The 22,591-nt window shown below is 44.0% G+C and carries 20 protein-coding genes and 4 pseudogenes; 8 read left to right on the top strand and 16 right to left on the bottom strand.

Features of this window, described 5'->3' with window-relative positions:
• The first annotated feature begins 321 nt into the window (after positions 1 to 321).
• Positions 322 to 918 (top strand): LysE family translocator, encoded by a 597-nt coding sequence (locus G0029_RS17470; RefSeq protein ID WP_074163998.1) that lies wholly within the window; start codon positions 322 to 324, stop codon positions 916 to 918.
• 27 nt (positions 919 to 945) lie between these two features.
• Here the strand turns inward: G0029_RS17470 and G0029_RS17465 are convergent, their stop codons facing one another.
• The 6 genes and pseudogenes from G0029_RS17465 to G0029_RS17440 all read right to left on the bottom strand — a co-directional run bounded on the left by G0029_RS17465 (position 946) and on the right by G0029_RS17440 (position 5,821).
• On the bottom strand, positions 946 to 1,764 hold the full coding sequence (locus tag G0029_RS17465) for an AraC family transcriptional regulator (protein WP_032073151.1): 819 nt from the start codon (positions 1,762 to 1,764) through the stop codon (positions 946 to 948).
• A gap of 251 nt (positions 1,765 to 2,015) precedes the next feature.
• Positions 2,016 to 2,450, bottom strand: a pseudogene (locus tag G0029_RS17460) (recombinase family protein); the annotation flags it as partial.
• A gap of 53 nt (positions 2,451 to 2,503) precedes the next feature.
• On the bottom strand, positions 2,504 to 3,208 hold the full coding sequence (locus G0029_RS17455) for an IS6-like element IS26 family transposase (RefSeq protein ID WP_001067855.1): 705 nt from the start codon (positions 3,206 to 3,208) through the stop codon (positions 2,504 to 2,506).
• Positions 3,209 to 3,405: 197 nt separating this feature from the next.
• Positions 3,406 to 4,353, bottom strand: coding sequence for a nucleotidyl transferase AbiEii/AbiGii toxin family protein (locus G0029_RS17450; RefSeq protein WP_120376155.1), 948 nt, complete (start codon positions 4,351 to 4,353; stop codon positions 3,406 to 3,408).
• Positions 4,346 to 4,741: a DUF6088 family protein gene (locus G0029_RS17445; RefSeq protein WP_120376154.1), complete on the bottom strand. Its 396-nt coding sequence runs from the start codon at positions 4,739 to 4,741 to the stop codon at positions 4,346 to 4,348. The genes G0029_RS17450 and G0029_RS17445 overlap by 8 nt, the downstream gene beginning before the upstream one ends.
• A 375-nt stretch (positions 4,742 to 5,116) precedes the next feature.
• Positions 5,117 to 5,821: an IS6-like element IS26 family transposase gene (locus G0029_RS17440; RefSeq protein ID WP_001067856.1), complete on the bottom strand. Its 705-nt coding sequence runs from the start codon at positions 5,819 to 5,821 to the stop codon at positions 5,117 to 5,119.
• Positions 5,822 to 5,950: 129 nt separating this feature from the next.
• Between G0029_RS17440 and G0029_RS17435 the strand changes: the two genes are divergently transcribed.
• Entirely contained in the window at positions 5,951 to 6,766 is an 816-nt protein-coding gene (locus G0029_RS17435; protein WP_000018323.1) for an APH(3')-I family aminoglycoside O-phosphotransferase, read from the top strand.
• A 153-nt stretch (positions 6,767 to 6,919) separates the two neighbouring features.
• Here the strand turns inward: G0029_RS17435 and G0029_RS17430 are convergent, their stop codons facing one another.
• On the bottom strand, positions 6,920 to 7,099 hold the full coding sequence (locus G0029_RS17430) for a hypothetical protein (protein ID WP_000902128.1): 180 nt from the start codon (positions 7,097 to 7,099) through the stop codon (positions 6,920 to 6,922).
• Positions 7,100 to 7,190: 91 nt separating this feature from the next.
• Positions 7,191 to 7,895, bottom strand: a complete 705-nt coding sequence (locus G0029_RS17425) for an IS6-like element IS26 family transposase (protein ID WP_001067856.1) — start codon at positions 7,893 to 7,895, stop codon at positions 7,191 to 7,193.
• A gap of 60 nt (positions 7,896 to 7,955) precedes the next feature.
• Here G0029_RS17425 and G0029_RS17420 point away from each other — a divergent pair.
• Together G0029_RS17420 and G0029_RS17415 are read left to right on the top strand one after the other, a co-directional pair.
• Positions 7,956 to 9,794: pseudogene (locus G0029_RS17420) on the top strand (Tn3 family transposase); the annotation flags it as partial.
• Positions 9,795 to 9,934: 140 nt separating this feature from the next.
• Complete coding sequence (locus tag G0029_RS17415) at positions 9,935 to 10,231, top strand: hypothetical protein (RefSeq protein WP_044501921.1); 297 nt, start codon at positions 9,935 to 9,937, stop codon at positions 10,229 to 10,231.
• 63 nt (positions 10,232 to 10,294) lie between these two features.
• On the opposite strand, the gene tetR(Y) is transcribed toward G0029_RS17415, so the two are convergent.
• Positions 10,295 to 10,918, bottom strand: a complete 624-nt coding sequence (gene tetR(Y) / locus G0029_RS17410) for a tetracycline resistance transcriptional repressor TetR(Y) (RefSeq protein WP_011931118.1) — start codon at positions 10,916 to 10,918, stop codon at positions 10,295 to 10,297.
• A gap of 82 nt (positions 10,919 to 11,000) precedes the next feature.
• On the opposite strand from tetR(Y), the gene tet(Y) reads away from it, so the two are divergent.
• Entirely contained in the window at positions 11,001 to 12,176 is a 1,176-nt protein-coding gene (tet(Y), locus tag G0029_RS17405) for a tetracycline efflux MFS transporter Tet(Y) (RefSeq protein ID WP_011931119.1), read from the top strand.
• A 15-nt stretch (positions 12,177 to 12,191) separates the two neighbouring features.
• On the opposite strand, the gene G0029_RS17400 is transcribed toward tet(Y), so the two are convergent.
• The 3 genes from G0029_RS17400 to aph(3'')-Ib all read right to left on the bottom strand — a co-directional run bounded on the left by G0029_RS17400 (position 12,192) and on the right by aph(3'')-Ib (position 14,265).
• Positions 12,192 to 12,458: a hypothetical protein gene (locus G0029_RS17400; RefSeq protein WP_052928020.1), complete on the bottom strand. Its 267-nt coding sequence runs from the start codon at positions 12,456 to 12,458 to the stop codon at positions 12,192 to 12,194.
• Between the two features lie 167 nt (positions 12,459 to 12,625).
• Positions 12,626 to 13,462 carry an aminoglycoside O-phosphotransferase APH(6)-Id gene (locus tag G0029_RS17395; RefSeq protein WP_000480968.1) on the bottom strand — a complete coding sequence of 279 codons (837 nt, stop codon included), beginning with the start codon at positions 13,460 to 13,462 and terminating at the stop codon, positions 12,626 to 12,628.
• On the bottom strand, positions 13,462 to 14,265 hold the full coding sequence (gene aph(3'')-Ib / locus G0029_RS17390; protein WP_001082319.1) for an aminoglycoside O-phosphotransferase APH(3'')-Ib: 804 nt from the start codon (positions 14,263 to 14,265) through the stop codon (positions 13,462 to 13,464). The genes G0029_RS17395 and aph(3'')-Ib overlap by 1 nt, the downstream gene beginning before the upstream one ends.
• Before the next feature lie 232 nt (positions 14,266 to 14,497).
• On the opposite strand from aph(3'')-Ib, the pseudogene G0029_RS17385 reads away from it, so the two are divergent.
• A pseudogene (locus G0029_RS17385) lies at positions 14,498 to 14,665 on the top strand (mobilization protein); the annotation flags it as partial.
• A gap of 53 nt (positions 14,666 to 14,718) precedes the next feature.
• Here G0029_RS17385 and G0029_RS17380 read toward each other — a convergent pair.
• The 4 genes from G0029_RS17380 to G0029_RS17365 form a co-directional block, all read right to left on the bottom strand.
• On the bottom strand, positions 14,719 to 15,423 hold the full coding sequence (locus G0029_RS17380) for an IS6 family transposase (protein WP_019383621.1): 705 nt from the start codon (positions 15,421 to 15,423) through the stop codon (positions 14,719 to 14,721).
• 438 nt (positions 15,424 to 15,861) lie between these two features.
• A complete protein-coding gene (locus G0029_RS17375) occupies positions 15,862 to 16,113 on the bottom strand; it encodes a hypothetical protein (RefSeq protein ID WP_001232338.1) in 252 nt (83 codons plus the stop codon).
• Between the two features lie 442 nt (positions 16,114 to 16,555).
• Positions 16,556 to 16,843: a hypothetical protein gene (locus G0029_RS17370; protein ID WP_000908082.1), complete on the bottom strand. Its 288-nt coding sequence runs from the start codon at positions 16,841 to 16,843 to the stop codon at positions 16,556 to 16,558.
• 2 nt (positions 16,844 to 16,845) lie between these two features.
• Complete coding sequence (locus tag G0029_RS17365; protein ID WP_000585007.1) at positions 16,846 to 17,484, bottom strand: AAA family ATPase; 639 nt, start codon at positions 17,482 to 17,484, stop codon at positions 16,846 to 16,848.
• Between the two features lie 404 nt (positions 17,485 to 17,888).
• On the opposite strand from G0029_RS17365, the gene repM reads away from it, so the two are divergent.
• Together repM and G0029_RS17355 are read left to right on the top strand one after the other, a co-directional pair.
• Positions 17,889 to 18,827, top strand: coding sequence for a replication initiation protein RepM (repM, locus tag G0029_RS17360; RefSeq protein WP_002046604.1), 939 nt, complete (start codon positions 17,889 to 17,891; stop codon positions 18,825 to 18,827).
• 3,555 nt (positions 18,828 to 22,382) lie between these two features.
• Positions 22,383 to 22,493, top strand: a pseudogene (locus G0029_RS17355) (IS5/IS1182 family transposase); the annotation flags it as partial.
• Positions 22,494 to 22,591: the final 98 nt, after the last annotated feature.

The following is a 22,591-nucleotide window of genomic DNA, read 5'->3' as shown; positions in this document are numbered from 1 at the left end:
AAGATTTATTTTTTAATGACACGCTTAAACAGCGTGGCTTGTAAATTAGTATAAATAATTTTGTTGTTCTACAATTTTGATCGTATCTTAGTTTTTTCTCATAGTTCATGAACTTTAAAATTCTAAACCAAGACTAATATTTATATAAGCAATTGAAAATACAATACATAGTTTCTTTATACACTTATGAAGTGAACTTTAGGTGAACATAAGTTAAATAGAAATTTTTAATTAGTTCAGCACAAACGTACAATCTTTAAGGCCTATAACTCGATACCGTTCTCTCTTTGATGTTTATTGCTATCTAATTGAGTGAACTCTGTGGAAATATTTCTTTATACATTAAGCGTTATGTATAGCCCAGGCCCTGTAAATTTTATGGGGCTAAATTCTGGCCTTACAGGTCAATTAAAAAAGACTATAGGATTTTACCTAGGCATTGGTTTCGCCATGTTGATCTTATTCGTATTGTTTGGCTATATAGGTGAAGCTGTTATTCCACATGGATTGATTCATTATATTGCTTTAGCGGGTGCAATTTATACATTCTACTTGGCTATAAAAATGATTAGGGCGAATGTAGAAACAACTCAACAGCAAGAAAGCCATCTAACATTCTTAAATGGCTTATTTATTCAGTTATTAAATCCAAAAGCCATTCTCGTCATTCTACCTGTTACGACAATTATGTACCCTGCAGCCAAAATCACAGGAATCATGATCTTGATAGTTTCTTTACTGATTTCACTTGGTGCTGTTGGCGCACCATTCACCTATGCTCTGGTTGGAAAAGTATTAGGCAACAAAATTGCTAATCCTATCTGGTTTAATCGGCTAAATAAGCTGATGGGTATACTCTTGATTTTATCAGGGCTTTTTATGTTCAAAGATTTTCTTAATGGAATAAATCTGCTGTAGGACAAATTAGCCGTTCAAATCGAACGGCTATCTTTTAATATTTATCATTTTCCATTGAGTGGGAGTTAAACCAAATGTTTTTATAAAATGTCTGGTCATATGACTCTGATCAAAAAAGCCTGCATTTAAAGCAGCATTAACAATAGACTCCCCTTGAGCAAGGTAGAACTTAACTGTTTCTAAGCGACGCATGATCATATAACGGTGTGGGCTAGTTCCAAATAATAATCGGAAATCACGAGAAAGGCTCCAGCGGTCACGATCAGCATGTTTCTCTAAATCTGACAAACTTAAGTTTTCATGTGGATACGCCAAAATACACTCACGCGCTCTCTCTGCTGCCTTGTAGTCAAATTTTTTGTTTTGGTTAGATGAAGTATCTGAAATTTCACACAGTGTAGTTGCCAAATCAAATAGAGCATCTTCCTCTTCTAGGGTATCCATATAATTATTTATATTATTTAGAAAGCTATCCATTGCCCTAAACAGGCGAATATCATTACTTAAGCCATGTCTGATAAAAGGCAAAGGTTTACCCTTTAAAATGGTTTGGATCATCGCTGGTTCGATGTAAATCATTCTATAGCGATAGCCATCTAATGTTCCTGATTCACCATCATGCTTTTCATCCGGGTGTAGAACCATAGTCATGCCTGGCAAGCTATGTTGCAATGTACCTTTGTAATGAAAGTTTTGAACTCCGGAAAGAGTCCTGCCAATAGCATAAGTATCATGTCGGTGAGGTTTATAAGCATAATTGGAAAGAAATGCTTCAATTCTTTCTAATTTATGATTTTGAGTGGGGGATCTCACAATCCAATTATTTCCACTGGAGAAATCAGGCATAATTGATGGCCAATTTTTCGTAGATTCTATTGTAGATTATTTTTCACTTTTCCTAAAATTAACATAATACACGTTATACGTAATGCTTGATATTTCTCTTTAAATATCATTATATTAAAGCAAGCCGTTCTGAAATATAGGGCACCAGCAGAGCGGCTTTTTATTGATTATTCATGTTCCACGCTTAAAATTCGAACAGTGTTTCATGATTTTTATAAGTTAAACTAAATTTAGTTGCTAATCCCAATAAGCTATTCACTAACTTGTAAATATCGGTATACCGCCTGACGACTAATCCCAAAAGCTTTCCCTAATGCCATTTTCGATGGATACTTCCCCTCCTTCCATGCTTGTCGTAAAGCTTCAGCTTGGTCAGGCTTTAGTTTATGCACCCGACCTTTGTACTTCCCCTGAGCAGAGGCGAGTTTTATTCCTTCCTTTTGCCGCTCTAAAATGATCTCACGTTCGAACTGTGCAAAAGCACCCATCATTTGAAGCATCAAATTATCCATCGGGGTGGATTCGGCTGTAAAAGTAATATTTTCTTTTACAAACTGGATGGCGATCCCTCGTTTGACCAGTTTATCTACTTCAGTGACCAAATCTTTTAGGCTTCGCGCAAAACGATCCATTGAATGTACAATCACCCTGTCCCCTTCCCGGACATAGTTCAACATTTCCTGAAATGGCACTGTTGCAAAGTTAGCGATGAGGCAGCCTTTTGTCTTATTCAAAGGCCTTACATTTCAAAAACTCTGCTTACCAGGCGCATTTCGCCCAGGGGATCACCATAATAAAATGCTGAGGCCTGGCCTTTGCGTAGTGCACGCATCACCTCAATACCTTTGATGGTGGCGTAAGCCGTCTTCATGGATTTAAATCCCAGCGTGGCGCCGATTATCCGTTTCAGTTTGCCATGATCGCATTCAATCACGTTGTTCCGGTACTTAATCTGTCGGTGTTCAACGTCAGACGGGCACCGGCCTTCGCGTTTGAGCAGAGCAAGCGCGCGACCATAGGCGGGCGCTTTATCCGTGTTGATGAATCGCGGGATCTGCCACTTCTTCACGTTGTTGAGGATTTTACCCAGAAACCGGTATGCAGCTTTGCTGTTACGACGGGAGGAGAGATAAAAATCGACAGTGCGGCCCCGGCTGTCGACGGCCCGGTACAGATACGCCCAGCGGCCATTGACCTTCACGTAGGTTTCATCCATGTGCCACGGGCAAAGATCGGAAGGGTTACGCCAGTACCAGCGCAGCCGTTTTTCCATTTCAGGCGCATAACGCTGAACCCAGCGGTAAATCGTGGAGTGATCGACATTCACTCCGCGTTCAGCCAGCATCTCCTGCAGCTCACGGTAACTGATGCCGTATTTGCAGTACCAGCGTACGGCCCACAGAATGATGTCACGCTGAAAATGCCGGCCTTTGAATGGGTTCATGTGCAGCTCCATCAGCAAAAGGGGATGATAAGTTTATCACCACCGACTATTTGCAACAGTGCCACATTTTCTATCTTCGATGAGTTACGAGTTAGAATTCAAAGAAAAAACTCTGAAGAATTTTGACAAATTTAGTTGTAATAAGAGTGATTGTAAATAAATAATCTATTGTGCTTAAGCTAATTTCTTTTCTACATTTACAACTTTAAGTTAGCGAAGATCTGTTGAACTGAGTCCTGAAAATGTGAATAGGCTTGCTGCCATGATATTTGTTTGTCCCCGAACACCATAGGAACAACAAAATTATTAAACCTGGCTTTATAGAGTGGATTACGACTTAATTCATTTAAACCAAATAACAATTCAGCAATCGGGTCTTCAACCATAAGAGTATGCTGACGACCATAACGCTCAATATCAGTTTTTATAACTTTAGTAGCTAAGTGCCCTAAATAAACAAAATCTTGTGGTTTACCATAGGTAATTTTAAAGTAGTCATACACATGTCGAACTAATGATTCATCATCAGCTCTTTCAGCATTTCTAGCAAAGGCCGCTGTACGCCTTAAAATTGCTATCAGCTTCTCGATACTGGTACTGACAATTGTGACGGAGGGAAAAGCATCGACTGGCTTCCCTTTCTTAGCCAAGTCATACACAAACGAGGTGATACTTCTAGATTCAAAAGGCTCAAGTAAGTCTGTTTCAACTAATTCCAATTTAATGAATGGTCGTAAACAGGGAGCTTGGTTGAAATGCTGAGGATATCGAATTAATAATTCCATATAACGATATTCATCCCAGACAACTGGTTCCTCTTCAATTGTAAAGAAATCAGATTGAGAGATTTTGTCTTGTACTTGATGAAGCAATTGTTTACGTACAACTTTAGCTTTAGAGCGACTTAATGCAATATTTGGTTTTGGAACTATTTTAATGTCCACATCTTCAGACATCCGATTTAACTGAATATTTGCTTTAGCTAAAGAAGTTCCACCAGCAAAAACCAAGTCATGCGTTTCAAATTCTAGAGACTGTAATAGTCTCAATAACTCGACAACATAGTAATCTTTTTCAACAATAGAAGTTGCACCAATACCAAGTGCATCAGCGACATCTGCAAACACATTTTTTATATCAGGCATTAATTTGGCTACGACCTACAGACAATTGGCGTGTAAAACGACGCGGGGTTTTAATTTGAGTAAAGGCTGGAATCTGGGTGGATTGACCAGATAAATATTTTTCCGTAGCCTCTCCTAACGTAACCTGCACATCCAATCTTTTTAATGCCTCTAAGATCACTGCATCCGCGCCTTCTGGACAGGCTGGCATTACTTTGCCGGTAATTTGATTTTTTCTTGCTTTGGTATAAATACCATAACCAACTTTAATTAGCTCACCTTCTTGAACTAAGTTTCGCAGAACTCTTCCAATTTGGTCATAATTCGCAATGTCATTAAAATCATCACGCATAAAAACATAACGTTTTGAGCGTTTGATGCGCATTTGCATTTTCGCTTTAGTTGTCATCGCATCTCCCTTATACATCAGTTTTCACATACCTTTAAACTAGCAAAAATACGACATTTTGTCGAGCAAAAATACGACATTATACTAGATGAGACTGTAGATAAATTACTCAGGAAGACAACTTTGTCTGATCTGACAGTTCTTGGTTGAGTTGCAGAATTCTATTACTCTATTACATTAAACAGCTGTAGATAACTACTTATGATCCAGAATTGGTTATCAAGCACCCTGATTACATAATAATCATAAGTTATACAACTTACACAATTTATGTGTCAGGAACCTGTCCACTTATGTACCTCTAAACACGTACGTGTTTTTATGGCACTGTTGCAAAGTTAGCGATGAGGCAGCCTTTTGTCTTATTCAAAGGCCTTACGTTTCAAAAACTCTGCTTACCAGGCGCATTTCGCCCAGGGGATCACCATAATAAAATGCTGAGGCCTGGCCTTTGCGTAGTGCACGCATCACCTCAATACCTTTGATGGTGGCGTAAGCCGTCTTCATGGATTTAAATCCCAGCGTGGCGCCGATTATCCGTTTCAGTTTGCCATGATCGCATTCAATCACGTTGTTCCGGTACTTAATCTGTCGGTGTTCAACGTCAGACGGGCACCGGCCTTCGCGTTTGAGCAGAGCAAGCGCGCGACCATAGGCGGGCGCTTTATCCGTGTTGATGAATCGCGGGATCTGCCACTTCTTCACGTTGTTGAGGATTTTACCCAGAAACCGGTATGCAGCTTTGCTGTTACGACGGGAGGAGAGATAAAAATCGACAGTGCGGCCCCGGCTGTCGACGGCCCGGTACAGATACGCCCAGCGGCCATTGACCTTCACGTAGGTTTCATCCATGTGCCACGGGCAAAGATCGGAAGGGTTACGCCAGTACCAGCGCAGCCGTTTTTCCATTTCAGGCGCATAACGCTGAACCCAGCGGTAAATCGTGGAGTGATCGACATTCACTCCGCGTTCAGCCAGCATCTCCTGCAGCTCACGGTAACTGATGCCGTATTTGCAGTACCAGCGTACGGCCCACAGAATGATGTCACGCTGAAAATGCCGGCCTTTGAATGGGTTCATGTGCAGCTCCATCAGCAAAAGGGGATGATAAGTTTATCACCACCGACTATTTGCAACAGTGCCGATAAAAATATATCATCATGAACAATAAAACTGTCTGCTTACATAAACAGTAATACAAGGGGTGTTATGAGCCATATTCAACGGGAAACGTCTTGCTCGAGGCCGCGATTAAATTCCAACCTGGATGCTGATTTATATGGGTATAGATGGGCTCGCGATAATGTCGGGCAATCAGGTGCGACAATCTATCGATTGTATGGGAAGCCCGATGCGCCAGAGTTGTTTCTGAAACATGGCAAAGGTAGCGTTGCCAATGATGTTACAGATGAGATGGTCAGACTAAACTGGCTGACGGCATTTATGCCTCTTCCGACCATCAAGCATTTTATCCGTACTCCTGATGATGCATGGTTACTCACCACTGCGATCCCCGGGAAAACAGCATTCCAGGTATTAGAAGAATATCCTGATTCAGGTGAAAATATTGTTGATGCGCTGGCAGCGTTCCTGCGCCGGTTGCATTCGATTCCTGTTTGTAATTGTCCTTTTAACAGCGATCGCGCATTTCGTCTCGCTCAGGCGCAATCACGAATGAATAACGGTTTGGTTGATGCGAGTGATTTTGATGACGAGCGTAATGGCTGGCCTGTTGAACAAGTCTGGAAAGAAATGCATAAGCTTTTGCCATTCTCACCGGATTCAGTCGTCACTCATGGTGATTTCTCACTTGATAACCTTATTTTTGACGAGGGGAAATTAATAGGTTGTATTGATGTTGGACGAGTCGGAATCGCAGACCGATACCAGGATCTTGCCATCCTATGGAACTGCCTCGGTGAGTTTTCTCCTTCATTACAGAAACGGCTTTTTCAAAAATATGGTATTGATAATCCTGATATGAATAAATTGCAGTTTCATTTGATGCTCGATGAGTTTTTCTGATAGTTAGTCTTTGTAGAGACACAAACCTGAAATTCCGGACACCGCGCTTCAGGACATCTCCCTGGACGCCGATATCTGGCAGTATCCGGACGGTACTATCGAACGCCGGGCCAACGGTACTACCCTGCCCTTTATGACTGACGACCGGCTATCTCACCCACGCACTTCTCCCTGAAATTTAGCATCGTCGCGGTTAATGTCGAAAATTTGCCACCTGACGTGGTTGGCATCGAGGGTGAAAACTGCCGTGGCGAGGGTGTTCTCCTCATCCGGATCGTCGGCAGCCAGCCGGTATTCACCGGCATCAATTTTCAGATTGATATCGTGCAGCACCTGGGTGGTGCCGAAATGTTTAGCGACCGCGCTAAATTCGGCACTGTTGCAAAGTTAGCGATGAGGCAGCCTTTTGTCTTATTCAAAGGCCTTACGTTTCAAAAACTCTGCTTACCAGGCGCATTTCGCCCAGGGGATCACCATAATAAAATGCTGAGGCCTGGCCTTTGCGTAGTGCACGCATCACCTCAATACCTTTGATGGTGGCGTAAGCCGTCTTCATGGATTTAAATCCCAGCGTGGCGCCGATTATCCGTTTCAGTTTGCCATGATCGCATTCAATCACGTTGTTCCGGTACTTAATCTGTCGGTGTTCAACGTCAGACGGGCACCGGCCTTCGCGTTTGAGCAGAGCAAGCGCGCGACCATAGGCGGGCGCTTTATCCGTGTTGATGAATCGCGGGATCTGCCACTTCTTCACGTTGTTGAGGATTTTACCCAGAAACCGGTATGCAGCTTTGCTGTTACGACGGGAGGAGAGATAAAAATCGACAGTGCGGCCCCGGCTGTCGACGGCCCGGTACAGATACGCCCAGCGGCCATTGACCTTCACGTAGGTTTCATCCATGTGCCACGGGCAAAGATCGGAAGGGTTACGCCAGTACCAGCGCAGCCGTTTTTCCATTTCAGGCGCATAACGCTGAACCCAGCGGTAAATCGTGGAGTGATCGACATTCACTCCGCGTTCAGCCAGCATCTCCTGCAGCTCACGGTAACTGATGCCGTATTTGCAGTACCAGCGTACGGCCCACAGAATGATGTCACGCTGAAAATGCCGGCCTTTGAATGGGTTCATGTGCAGCTCCATCAGCAAAAGGGGATGATAAGTTTATCACCACCGACTATTTGCAACAGTGCCATCGCGAGTGGGTCAGGGTGGGACGGCTTAAAAACCCTTGTTGCAATGGCAACCAGGCTGACCGCCACCATGGCCGACGATCCGCTCAATCATGTGCTCGACGGTTATCACCGCTTCCGCCGATACGCTCCACGCATGTTGCGCCTGCTCGATCTGCGAGCTGCGCCCGTTGCACTGCCGCTTCTGGAAGCGGTGACGGCCCTTCGTACCGGTTTGAACGATGCCGCGATGACCAGCTTCTTGCGGCCCAGCTCGAAATGGCATCGCCACCTTCGGGCCCAGAGGGCTGGCGACGCTCGCCTATGGGAGATCGCGGTGCTGTTCCATCTGCGCGATGCGTTCCGCTCCGGAGATGTCTGGCTTACTAGGTCCCGGCGCTATGGCGATCTGAAACACGCACTCGTTCCGGCACAATCCATCGCGGAAGGCGGTCGTCTCGCTGTGCCATTGCGGCCGGAGGAATGGCTGGCAGACCGGCAAGCTCGCCTCGACATGCGGTTGCGCGAGCTTGGCCGTGCCGCTCGCGCAGGCACGATCCCGGGCGGGTCGATTGAAAACGGCGTTCTGCATATCGAGAAACTCGAAGCCGCCGCGCCGACAGGCGCCGAAGATCTGGTGCTCGATCTCTACAAGCAGATCCCGCCCACGCGCATCACCGATCTCCTGCTGGAGGTGGATGCGGCGACCGGCTTCACCGAAGCGTTCACCCATCTGCGCACAGGAGCACCCTGCGCTGACCGGATCGGGCTAATGAACGTTATCTTGGCGGAAGGGATCAACCTCGGCTTGCGCAAAATGGCGGATGCGACAAACACCCACACCTTCTGGGAATTGATCCGCATTGGACGGTGGCATGTCGAGGGCGAAGCCTATGACCGGGCGCTGGCCATGGTGGTCGAGGCACAGGCAGCGTTACCCATGGCCCGGTTCTGGGGCATGGGCACGTCGGCTTCGAGCGACGGACAGTTCTTCGTCGCTACAGAGCAAGGTGAGGCCATGAACCTGGTCAACGCGAAATATGGCAATACCCCGGGCCTGAAAGCCTATAGCCACGTCTCCGACCAATATGCGCCGTTCGCAACCCAGGTGATTCCTGCAACGGCAAGCGAAGCGCCTTACATCCTCGATGGCCTGCTGATGAACGATGCTGGACGCCATATCCGCGAGCAGTTCACCGACACGGGCGGCTTCACCGATCACGTCTTTGCCGCATGTGCCATTCTCGGCTACCGGTTCGCTCCGCGCATCCGCGACCTGCCATCCAAACGGCTCTACGCGTTCAATCCGTCGGCCGCCCCGGCGCACCTGCGAGCGTTGATCGGCGGAAAGGTCAACCAAGCCATGATCGAGCGCAATTGGCCCGACATCCTGCGCATCGCCGCCACCATTGCTGCCGGGACCGTCGCGCCAAGCCAGATTCTGCGGAAACTCGCCTCCTATCCGCGGCAGAACGAGCTCGCGACAGCCCTGCGGGAAGTCGGTCGCGTCGAGCGCACCCTGTTCATGATCGACTGGATTCTGGATGCCGAACTCCAACGGCGTGCCCAGATCGGGCTCAACAAAGGCGAAGCTCATCATGCGCTGAAGCGGGCAATCAGCTTCCACCGCCGCGGTGAAATCCGCGACCGTTCCGCCGAAGGCCAGCATTACCGCATCGCCGGCATGAATCTGCTCGCCGCCATCATCATCTTCTGGAACACCATGAAGCTCGGCGAGGTCGTTGCAAACCAGAAACGCGATGGAAAGCTGCTATCGCCCGATCTCTTGGCCCATGTTTCGCCGCTCGGATGGGAACACATCAATCTCACCGGAGAATATCGCTGGCCAAAGCCTTAGCGTAGGATTCCGCCCCCTCCCGCAAACGACCCCATTTTGTGATTTTGAATTAGATAATAATAAGTGATCGGCTTTGCTAATTGATGTTTTTGCTGTTGTCAGCTTAAAAGCTGAACAAGATTAAATAATGGAAATTTGATATGAATATGCGCATTCGTTTGATTGCAGGCGCAATCACCGCACTCATCGTGGGCTTTGGTTTTATGGCCTATGATAAATATACAGGCCGTGAATGGGTCGTCTCACCTGATCAGATTGAAGCGGCTCAAAGCAGTGGTAAAGCGGGTGTGGAAACACGTCCGGGCACGGTTGCGGTACGTGCAATCCGCAGCGAAGATGCGGATATACTGCCATTTAAATGGCTTGGTTATGGTTTGGTTGCAGGGTTCTTTGTCGTCTATTCAACACGCAAACCAAAAGCTGCACCAAAAGCATAATCTTTAAGTTAATCATTTTAAAAGCCTCGCTTTGCGGGGCTTTTTTATGTTGCATCTGCTAAGTTATTTTGTGGCTTTCTTCATTTCCAGACCGGAAATTAAAGCATCCAATCCATATTCAAAGGCAAAATCGGCACCTTCCGCATCGAATGTATCAAAGGCATGAGATAGAAACTGTGATGGCTGTGCAGGGGCTTCTTTTGAGGCTTGTTTGCGTTCAGAACTATCTTCGAGGGCTGCTTGCTGCTCACTGACAGAGCCCGTCGTATAATGACTGACAATCACTAATGCCCGTACGGCATCGGGCTGTTCAAATCCGCTCTCACATAAAAATCTGATCTGTTTTTCCACGCGCTCATATTGCGCACTGGTTGGGCGTGTGCCCGCATGAATGCGTGCGCCATCACGATAAGAAAGCAGTGCGCTACGAAAGCTGAGTGCATTTTCTTTTAAAAAGACACGCCAGTCTTCTCCTGTCTGAGGCACGGTGCGGGTGTGATTTTTTTCTAACATGGCTTCAGATAAGGCATCAAGCAGGGCGCGCTTATTGCGAAAATGCCAATAAAGAGCAGGTTGCTGCACCTTCAGGCGCTCGGCCAATTTTCGCGTTGTTAAATTGTCAACACCGACTTCGTTGAGAAGTTCAAGTGCAGCCTGAATAACGGTCTCACGATCCAATTTGGTCATTTTATTGCATTACCTCTTGACAATTTATCGTTGATAAAGTTTATTATCGCCAACTTATCAATGATAAATAAAAGTCACATCTATGTCAAAATCACTTATAACCGCACTCATTGTTGTCGCGCTTGATGCGATTGGTTTGGGATTAATCATGCCGGTGGTTCCGGCTTTATTAAATGAATTTGTACCGGCAGAGCAAACAGCATTTCACTATGGTGTTTTTTTATCGCTTTATGCGTTTATGCAGGTCTTTTGCGCGCCCGTTTTAGGGCGGTTATCTGACCGCTATGGACGGCGGATTATTTTGCTGGTTTCATTTTTAGGTGCCACGATTGATTATAGCATAATGGCGGCAGCGCCTGTTTTATGGGTGCTTTATATCGGCCGGATTATCTCAGGTGTTACCGGAGCAACTGGTGCAATCGCGGCATCAATTATCGCTGATACAACTAAACAGGAAGAACGTGCGCGTTGGTTTGGTTTTATGGGGGCGTGTTTTGGTGCAGGTATGATTGCAGGGCCTGCTATTGGCGGTGTTCTTGGTGATATATCTGTGCATGCGCCCTTTGTGGCAGGGGCTCTTCTCAATGCAATTGCCTTTTGTTTGGTGGCTTTCTTGTTGCCCAAAACGCCGTCACAACCGCCTGAAGGACAGCCAGCCAAAATCAATTTGTTTGAAGGCTTTCGCTTCAATTTTGCAGTTCAGGGACTTGCCAGCTTTTTTGCGTTGTTTTTTCTTATGCAGCTGATTGGGCAGGCGCCCGCCGCTTTGTGGGTGATTTATGGCGAACAGCGCTTGAATTGGGATATTGGCACAGCAGGTGTGTCGCTGGCCGTTTTTGGTGCAGCACATACATTCGTACAAGCTGTTTTAACCGGCACTCTTTCAAAGCGACTGGGTGACCGCGGTGTGTTGCTGCTTGGAATGGGCGCTGATATGTGCGGGTTTTTATTGCTGGCTTTTATCACGCAAAGCTGGATGGTTCTGCCGGCAATTTTTATGCTGGCCACAGGCGGCATTGGTATGCCTGCTTTGCAGGCCATTATTTCAGGTCTTGTTTGCGATGAAAAACAAGGTGCTTTACAGGGAACTTTAACGGGGTTGACGAATATAACCTCGATTATCGGGCCGGTCGGATTTACGACGCTTTATGGCTTAACCGCGGGGCAGTGGGATGGTTGGGTTTGGCTCGTCGCAGCAAGCCTTTATCTTATTGCTATACCATTATTGCGCCAGTCAGCCAGTTTATTGCGATCTTAAAATCTTGGCGGGAGATCAAGCAATCCCGCCAATAAAACCGCTGAGTTCATCAAGACGCACCATTGCCATGCGCATGGTGCCACGGCAATTTTGAGCTTTGCAGCGTGCGCGTCGTTCAACTTCGTCCAAATATAATTGCTCGTGTCCTCGAATTGAGCTGATCATTGCCTTATTGATATAAACAAGGCGGTTACATTTCTTGCAGGTCATTTCTAATCTTTGATGGTCTGCAAGATCACTGGCTTTATAGCGGGTTTTCCAGTTTCCGGGTGGGGATGCCATTTTCATCACCAGAAGTCTTCAGGTGAGGGAATACGGACATAGCTGATTTTACCGCCCACATGGGGTCGTTTGCGGGAGAGGGCGAAATCCTACGCTAAGGCTTTGGCCAACGATATTCTCCGGTAAGATTGATGTGTTCCCAGGGGATAGGAGAAGTCGCTTGATATCTAGTATGACGTCTGTCGCACCTGCTTGATCGCGGCCGCGATAGCTAGATCGCGTTGCTCCTCTTCTCCATCCGCGTTCCAAGCTGCGGAAAGGCACCCATAAGCGTACGCCTGGTCGAGCAGGCGACGCGGATCGACGTCCAGCGCACGAGAGAATGCGTCCGCCATCTGTGCAATGCGTCTAGGATCGAGACAAAGGTCGTCTCTGTCAGCCGGATCGTAGAACATATTGGCGGCGCCAAAGCCCACTTCACCGACCAGACCGACGGGATCTATCACCAGCCAGCCGCGACTGGAGAACATGATGTTTTCATGATGCAGATCGCCATGTAGCCCACGCAGTTCCGAGGCATTGCTCATCATTTGATCGGCTATAATCGCCGCGTGGACGTAGTCAGTTTGACAACCTGCGTTTTGATCATCGCGCGCCCGCTGAAACAAAGCTGCAAAGCGATCCCGGATCGGGAGAAGGGCAGAAGGCAGGGGTTCCTCAGATGCGGCATACAGCTTCGCCATTAGTTCCGCTGCAATTTCGGTCGCCTGGTAGTCGCCGTGCTCGGCAACGATGTGAGAGAGCATTCGCTCCCCGGCATATTCGAGCAACATCAGATTGTTCTCACGACCGAGCAACCGGACTGCTCCCCTCCCATTGCGCCATACCAGATAGTCGGCCCCGCGCAGTTCATCAGCAATGTCTTCTATAGGTTTCAATCCCTTGACGATTGCAGGAGTCCCGTCTGGCAATGAAACTTTCCAAACGAGGCTGGAAAAGGTGTCCGCAATGAGAACAGGTTGCGAAACGTGCCAATGAGCAGGAAAAACAGGCGGCATGAACATCAACCCCAAGTCAGAGGGTCCAATCGCAGATAGAAGGCAAGGCGTTCGCGGTCGGGGGCTTCGATCCCCAATACATTGAATAGGACAGCGAAGGCGCGCTCTGCTTCATCTGGCGCTGCCCAGTTCTCTTCGGCGTTAGCAATCATGAGTGCCAAATCGGCATAGCGATCTGCTGTTCCGAGCCGCCCAAGGTCGATCAGACCCGTGCATTGAAGAGTTTTAGGGTCCACCATGAAGTTCGGCATGCAGGGATCACCATGGCAAACAACCATATCGGTGCGCTCTTGGTCGAGCCGCACCGGTAGCTCTCGTTCGACACGAGCCAAAAGATCGAGCTGCGGCGTACTCTTGTCCTCGTCCGGTAAGAAGTCGGGATTGACGGCATTGCGGGACACCACATCAACGGCGCGTCCGAACATTCGCGACAGCCTGCGCTCAAACGGACATTGATCAACCGATAGGCTGTGAACAGCGCCAAGTTGCTGCCCCATTGACGGCCACGCTTTGAGCAAATCCGCTCCAGACAGATCAGCCGCCGGTACTCCCGGAATTGCCGTTATCACCAAGCATGCACCCTCCTGTTCCTCCTGCCAGTTGATCACCTCGGGGCAAGCCACACCTCGACCTTTGAGCCAAATGAGGCGGTCACGCTCTCCAGCGAGCTCACCGCGGCGGGAAGCAGGTGCGATTTTCGCGAAGGCATGCCCGTCACCACGTCGAAAAACAAAATCACCAGATTCTCCGCCTCTGACAGGCAACCAGTCAGAATGCGATTCACCAAAAAAAATATTAGTTCGATTCAATGGAGGTTCCTTCAGTTTTCTGATGAAGCGCGGAGGTGGCTCATTTGTCTTTTCTCAACAACAACAAAATAATTTTATGGGGTAAAGGGGTATCCCCTTTCGGACTTCCAAACTTAATGAAATTAGTTTGGTAAAGTGCCCCATTCTGGAAAACCATTATAGCTTAGGAAGGCATTGAATCTCAATGGCAGGTATCCTATGCTTGAATGGTTTTTTAGGTATGGGAATTACAATGACAAATGAATCTTTAGAACAGAGAATTGCTAAGCAGGAAGAACGCTTAAAGCAACAGGAAGAACGCTTAAAGCAGCTTAAAGCTCAAAAGCAGGCTAAAGACGCTCGTGAAAAGGCAAAACAGAAAGAACAAAATCGAAAAAACGATACCAGACGTAAAATTTTACGGCACTGTTGCAAATAGAGATTTGAGTCGATGAAGTTCCCTTTAAAAAGTGCTTAGAGACCGAAAACCCTGTTGATTAGACACACTTCACCCTGAGGCTGACCATAATAAAATGACGATGCTTGTCCTTTACGTAGTGCACGCATGACTTCAATACCTTTAATTGTGGCATAAGCCGTCTTCATAGATTTGAATCCTAATGTGGCCCTGATGATCCGCTTTAACTTACCATGATCACATTCAATGACATTATTTTTATACTTAATCTGCCTGTGTTCAAGGTCTGGTGGACATTTTCCTTCTCGCTTTAATCGTGATAAAGCATGCCCATAGGTCGCTGCTTTATCTGTATTGATGACCCGTGGAATTTGCCATTTTTTCACCGTATTGAATATCTTTCCTAGAAAACTATAGGCTGATTTACTGTTCCGCCTAGCGGAAAGGTAAAAGTCAATCGTATGACCACGTTGATCAACTGCACGATACAGGTAAGTCCATCGCCCCTTCACTTTGATATAAGTCTCATCCATATGCCATGAATGTAAATCTGTAGGATTACGCCAATACCAGCGTAAGCGTTTTTCCATTTCTGGAGCATAACGCTGAACCCAACGATAAATTGTACTGTGATCCACATTTATGCCTCGTTCAGCGAGCATTTCTTGAAGTTCACGATAGCTGATGCCATATTTACAATACCAACGAACAGCCCAAAGAATGATTTCACCTTGAAAGTGCCGACCGTGGAAGGGATTCATCTGCTGTATCTCGAAATAAATAAGATATTTAGCTTATCATGTCAGCCTATTTGCAACAGTGCCATATATTCGCCTTTTGGATGGAGAACAAGCTCTGCACCACCAAAGCCCACATTTATTACATTGCCTTACCCTGCAACGTTTAATCCATCCATTACAGCAATACTACCCGTTCACATTACTTTATCTCGGCTGATAATCAGCGCAGTAACTTTAGCCAATCTCGCTGCAATTTCCATGTCAGGAATTTGTCCACTTATTCCAATGATGATGAGAACTGCAGCATTGACTTAGATCGCCAGTGCTCAGTACTGGCCATCATGTAGCTTTTATCGCTTTAGCGCCTTAACTTATTTAAGTGGCGTAACTTGCATAACTTATGCATCCTATTTAAGTGATGTAAGTTATAGTATTCCGTGTCAGGAATCTGTCTACTTATCAGCGTCCGCGGAACTGCAGGATTTCTGCTTTGTTGTTCGCAACGAGGGCTAATTCTGGAGTTCCGTATAAGGCATAATCAATAACGACGCCTGATGCGAACATAGCGATTGGGCTGAAACGGAAGGTATCAGGAGCAATCGCTTTGGCAGAATTCCCCAAGGTGCTCACAATAAGATTCACATTGATGAAATCTGGCTTTCTACTCAGCCCATGGATATGCGAGCAGTTACTTATACTGCTCTTTCTCATGTCCTAAAAGCCTTTGACCATGTCAAATCGCAACATTGAGGTTATCTTGTTTTGGAATAAGCGTGGTCATTGTATGAAAGTGTTGATATATGATGGACTGGGTATTCAAAGCTCTACGGTTGGAACAAGCAACATTTCACTGGACTCAAACTCATCATAGTGAAACAATTACAAGCATTGATTCAGAGTTTCGCTTGATAAAGAATTTGACAATGTGCATCAAACATCATGACATCAATTCAGTCAGCCAAGCTGAATAGCCTAGATCCGTGTCTGTGCAGAAAAGGACGCCTTCATATAAAATAACTCAAATAGATAAATTACCACCACACTGCTAGAGCCTGAGCTGAATTTAAAAATATCTATAGGGTTCACCGGGGACTTACAGTAAATTTAACTTGGATAAAAAATATCCCCCTTAAAAAAGTGGGATATTTTTAATTTATTTATTTAATATTTCTTTTAATTCATCTGCACTATATGTCGATAAATTTTCTATAGCTGCTCGAACAATACTTGAACGATTTATTCTTGCATTTTGCCCTTTTACAACCAGCTCATCAATTAGTTTACTAATATCTTCATTGAGAGAAAAAGTGTAACGAATAAATTTTTTTTCACTTGATTCTAAAGCCTTTACCCTCTTTTCTGCACCAGATATAAATGCATCTAACATTTTATCTTGTTCAGTAGGTTCAGGTTTTTTGTTTAGCCCAGTTAAACCAGCCATAGTTATACTCCTAAAAACTCTCTTGCAATACTTTCAATTTCAGCTTTCGCTTTAGGATCACTATTTACTTCAAAAACCGAAAGCCCATTTTCATCTGCATCATCATAAACATTTCGATTTGTTGTGATTGAATTCAATGCATCAATACCAAATGATTTGCATGCCTCTTTTGCATCTAAAATTCTTTGAACTTGAGAAGGAAGAGTTGGACACTGAGTAATAATTGCTCTAGCTTTCAGATTTGGATTTACTGTCTTTGCTAATTTTAAAACTTGTTCCATATGATCTAAAGTTTTTAGATCTCTTCGTTTGGGTCTAAACGGCAATAACATATGTGTAGCTATAGTCATTGCTGAACGTAATGCTTCAGAATCCTGTCCACCTGCATCAATGATAATATCTTGGTATCTTTTATCTAAATCTTTTAAAACTGAACGTATATTCCCTGATGCTTGTACTGATGGAATATTATTTAATTCATCGTTTTCATCTCTTTCTTTGACCCAATCTGTTGTTGTTCCTTGAGGGTCAGCATCTAATAAGAGGACGTCTCTTTGACTTTGTTGTAAGTAAACTGCAAGATTTTGAGCTAAACAGCTTTTACCAGCACCGCCTTTTTCACCACCAACTAAGATAATCATAATTTATGTAAGTTACGTAAGTTTGTTTGTGTATAATTTAACGGTGATTTATGAAGTAATCAACTATCATGAAAAAAAAAATTAAAAAAAAAGTTATCCACAAAAGAATGGTCTTTTTGAATTTATATATATTTATTTAAATTTATTATTTATATCTCTGCTCAAAGCTTGACTAGCAAAGGGATACAGGAAGTATATGTTGACAAATTCCTACCAATAAGTTGACTTTTTCCTGTTTCTGAGTTGACATATTCCTACCAATAAGTTGACTTTTTCCTGTTTCTAAGTTGACAAATTCTGTGCATAAGTTGACAAATTCTTTTATTAAAAATACTTTCATTTGTGGACGTTAAGTAGTATTGTCAATATATCTATTTATAACATTTTCCTTAATATATCTTCCTATGAGTAACATAGTATATAAAGATAATAATTTGGTTGAAGCATCGTATTCACTAAATCTATCTGAGCAAAGGCTAATATTAATTGCGATCATTGCTGCTCGAGAAATTGAGAAAGAACTTACTTCTGATACTATACTTACGATTCATGCTTCTGAATACATGAAACAGTTTAATTTAGGACGTCAAGCATCTTATGAAGCGTTACAATCTGCATGTGATAATCTTTTTGAACGGCATTTGAATTATAAAGCAGTAGATCCTATAACTGGAAAAATAGGAATATACAAAAGTAGGTGGGTTTCAAAAGTTGGTTATGTTAAGGAAGAGGGATGCGTCCAACTAATTTTTGCACCAGATATTATCCCCTTATTTGTAAAACTTGAAGAAAAGTTCACAAGATATGAACTTAAACAAATCTCACCACTTACAAGCATTTATGCTATTCGCCTGTATGAGTTACTCATACGTTGGAGATCAACTGGTAAGTTATATATTTCTATAGATGAGCTTAGATCAAAACTCGGATTGATAGAAGATGAATATAAAAAGATGGGAGACTTTAAAAAAAGGGTTCTTACCGTAGCTTTAAATCAAATTAACAAATTTACGGATATTACTGTTTCTTATATACAAAAAAAGGAGGGAAGAAATATTTCAGAATTACATTTCATGTTTGAAGAAAAAGAACAAAATAAAACGAGTACAAGTGCTCCTTTAGAGCCAACTTATAAATTGACAGCTAAGCAATGTATATTCTTTGCTAAAAAGCTATGTGATATTACTAACTATCCAAAATTTGGTAATGATTTCGCACATCGTGGAGAGACTCTAGAAGACTTTCAGGAAAGGATATCAAGTGATCTTCTTGATAGCGATAATGTTAGAAAGTATTTTTCTTATTTGTTAGAAGTTGGTTATGCTCCTAAATACAAGAAGTAACCCTTTAGTTAATTGTCACTTTAAACAAAAGACCACGCCCTCTCATACTAAGTTTTTAATTAAGATTGCTTTCATGTGATTTTAATATGAATTAGCATAAGTTACATAACTTATGCTGGTTAAGTAACCACCTATCCTGCCTTTATAATTTATTGCTGCAGTTCTCATCATCATTGGAATAAGTGGACAAATTCCTGACATGGAAATTGCAGCGAGATTGGCTAAAGTTACTGCGCTGATTATCAGCCGAGATGTCGTTATTGATTATGCCTTATACGGAACTCCAGAATTAGCCCTCGTTGCGAACAACAAAGCCAGAAATCCTGCAGTTCCGCGGACGCTGATAAGTAGACAGATTCCTGACACGGAATACTATAACTTACATCACTTAAATAGGATGCATAAGTTATGCAAGTTACGCCACTTAAATAAGTTAAGGCGCTAAAGCGATAAAAGCTACATGATGGCCAGTACTGAGCACTGGCGATCTAAGTCAATGCTGCAGTTCTCATCATCATTGGAATAAGTGGACAAATTCCTGACATGGAAATTGCAGCGAGATTGGCTAAAGTTACTGCGCTGATTATCAGCCGAGATGTCGTTATTGATTATGCCTTATACGGAACTCCAGAATTAGCCCTCGTTGCGAACAACAAAGCCAGAAATCCTGCAGTTCCGCGGACGCTGATAAGTAGACAGATTCCTGACACGGAATACTATAACTTACATCACTTAAATAGGATGCATAAGTTATGCAAGTTACGCCACTTAAATAAGTTAAGGCGCTAAAGCGATAAAAGCTACATGATGGCCAGTACTGAGCACTGGCGATCTAAGTCAATGCTGCAGTTCTCATCATCATTGGAATAAGTGGACAAATTCCTGACATGGAAATTGCAGCGAGATTGGCTAAAGTTACTGCGCTGATTATCAGCCGAGATGTCGTTATTGATTATGCCTTATACGGAACTCCAGAATTAGCCCTCGTTGCGAACAACAAAGCCAGAAATCCTGCAGTTCCGCGGACGCTGATAAGTAGACAGATTCCTGACACGGAATACTATAACTTACATCACTTAAATAGGATGCATAAGTTATGCAAGTTACGCCACTTAAATAAGTTAAGGCGCTAAAGCGATAAAAGCTACATGATGGCCAGTACTGAGCACTGGCGATCTAAGTCAATGCTGCAGTTCTCATCATCATTGGAATAAGTGGACAAATTCCTGACATGGAAATTGCAGCGAGATTGGCTAAAGTTACTGCGCTGATTATCAGCCGAGATGTCGTTATTGATTATGCCTTATACGGAACTCCAGAATTAGCCCTCGTTGCGAACAACAAAGCCAGAAATCCTGCAGTTCCGCGGACGCTGATAAGTAGACAGATTCCTGACACGGAATACTATAACTTACATCACTTAAATAGGATGCATAAGTTATGCAAGTTACGCCACTTAAATAAGTTAAGGCGCTAAAGCGATAAAAGCTACATGATGGCCAGTACTGAGCACTGGCGATCTAAGTCAATGCTGCAGTTCTCATCATCATTGGAATAAGTGGACAAATTCCTGACATGGAAATTGCAGCGAGATTGGCTAAAGTTACTGCGCTGATTATCAGCCGAGATGTCGTTATTGATTATGCCTTATACGGAACTCCAGAATTAGCCCTCGTTGCGAACAACAAAGCCAGAAATCCTGCAGTTCCGCGGACGCTGATAAGTAGACAGATTCCTGACACGGAATACTATAACTTACATCACTTAAATAGGATGCATAAGTTATGCAAGTTACGCCACTTAAATAAGTTAAGGCGCTAAAGCGATAAAAGCTACATGATGGCCAGTACTGAGCACTGGCGATCTAAGTCAATGCTGCAGTTCTCATCATCATTGGAATAAGTGGACAAATTCCTGACATGGAAATTGCAGCGAGATTGGCTAAAGTTACTGCGCTGATTATCAGCCGAGATGTCGTTATTGATTATGCCTTATACGGAACTCCAGAATTAGCCCTCGTTGCGAACAACAAAGCCAGAAATCCTGCAGTTCCGCGGACGCTGATAAGTAGACAGATTCCTGACACGGAATACTATAACTTACATCACTTAAATAGGATGCATAAGTTATGCAAGTTACGCCACTTAAATAAGTTAAGGCGCTAAAGCGATAAAAGCTACATGATGGCCAGTACTGAGCACTGGCGATCTAAGTCAATGCTGCAGTTCTCATCATCATTGGAATAAGTGGACAAATTCCTGACATGGAAATTGCAGCGAGATTGGCTAAAGTTACTGCGCTGATTATCAGCCGAGATGTCGTTATTGATTATGCCTTATACGGAACTCCAGAATTAGCCCTCGTTGCGAACAACAAAGCCAGAAATCCTGCAGTTCCGCGGACGCTGATAAGTAGACAGATTCCTGACACGGAATACTATAACTTACATCACTTAAATAGGATGCATAAGTTATGCAAGTTACGCCACTTAAATAAGTTAAGGCGCTAAAGCGATAAAAGCTACATGATGGCCAGTACTGAGCACTGGCGATCTAAGTCAATGCTGCAGTTCTCATCATCATTGGAATAAGTGGACAAATTCCTGACATGGAAATTGCAGCGAGATTGGCTAAAGTTACTGCGCTGATTATCAGCCGAGATGTCGTTATTGATTATGCCTTATACGGAACTCCAGAATTAGCCCTCGTTGCGAACAACAAAGCCAGAAATCCTGCAGTTCCGCGGACGCTGATAAGTAGACAGATTCCTGACACGGAATACTATAACTTACATCACTTAAATAGGATGCATAAGTTATGCAAGTTACGCCACTTAAATAAGTTAAGGCGCTAAAGCGATAAAAGCTACATGATGGCCAGTACTGAGCACTGGCGATCTAAGTCAATGCTGCAGTTCTCATCATCATTGGAATAAGTGGACAAATTCCTGACATGGAAATTGCAGCGAGATTGGCTAAAGTTACTGCGCTGATTATCAGCCGAGATGTCGTTATTGATTATGCCTTATACGGAACTCCAGAATTAGCCCTCGTTGCGAACAACAAAGCCAGAAATCCTGCAGTTCCGCGGACGCTGATAAGTAGACAGATTCCTGACACGGAATACTATAACTTACATCACTTAAATAGGATGCATAAGTTATGCAAGTTACGCCACTTAAATAAGTTAAGGCGCTAAAGCGATAAAAGCTACATGATGGCCAGTACTGAGCACTGGCGATCTAAGTCAATGCTGCAGTTCTCATCATCATTGGAATAAGTGGACAAATTCCTGACACGGAATACTATAACTGAGGTCACTTAAATGGGATGCATAAGTTATGTAAGTTACGCCACTTAAATAAGTTGAGGTGCTAAAGCGATAAAAGTGGCACTGTTGGAAATATAGATTTAAGTCGATGATTTTTCCTTTAAAAAAAGTACTTAAAGACGGCTTTGTTGCACAAAGCTGTTTGTAAGGTCTGATTCAGCAATATAATTTCCGAATGAAGAAGCCAGCAACTAAAATCTACCGTACAACGAATTGGTCCGCATATAAACTCAGTGCGAGAAACTTTCAGAGCCAAGTGAATGAGATTCATGCTCGTGTGACAGTATTAAATAAATTTACGGATTTAGGCAGACCTCACACCCAAGTTGTCACTTAAGTTTGAGAAGCTTAGGGGAGTTCTACTTTTAAAATCTTTGTGCAACAAAGCCACAGTAAATGTCAACAGACCCTAATTAGTCATAATAATATTTTCAT

Source organism: Acinetobacter sp. YH12138, assembly GCF_015218525.1.
GTDB classification, from domain to species: Bacteria; Pseudomonadota; Gammaproteobacteria; order Pseudomonadales; family Moraxellaceae; genus Acinetobacter; species Acinetobacter amyesii.
Note: the sequence above shows the minus strand (reverse complement) of the source record. Positions and strands in the feature narration are given on the sequence as shown.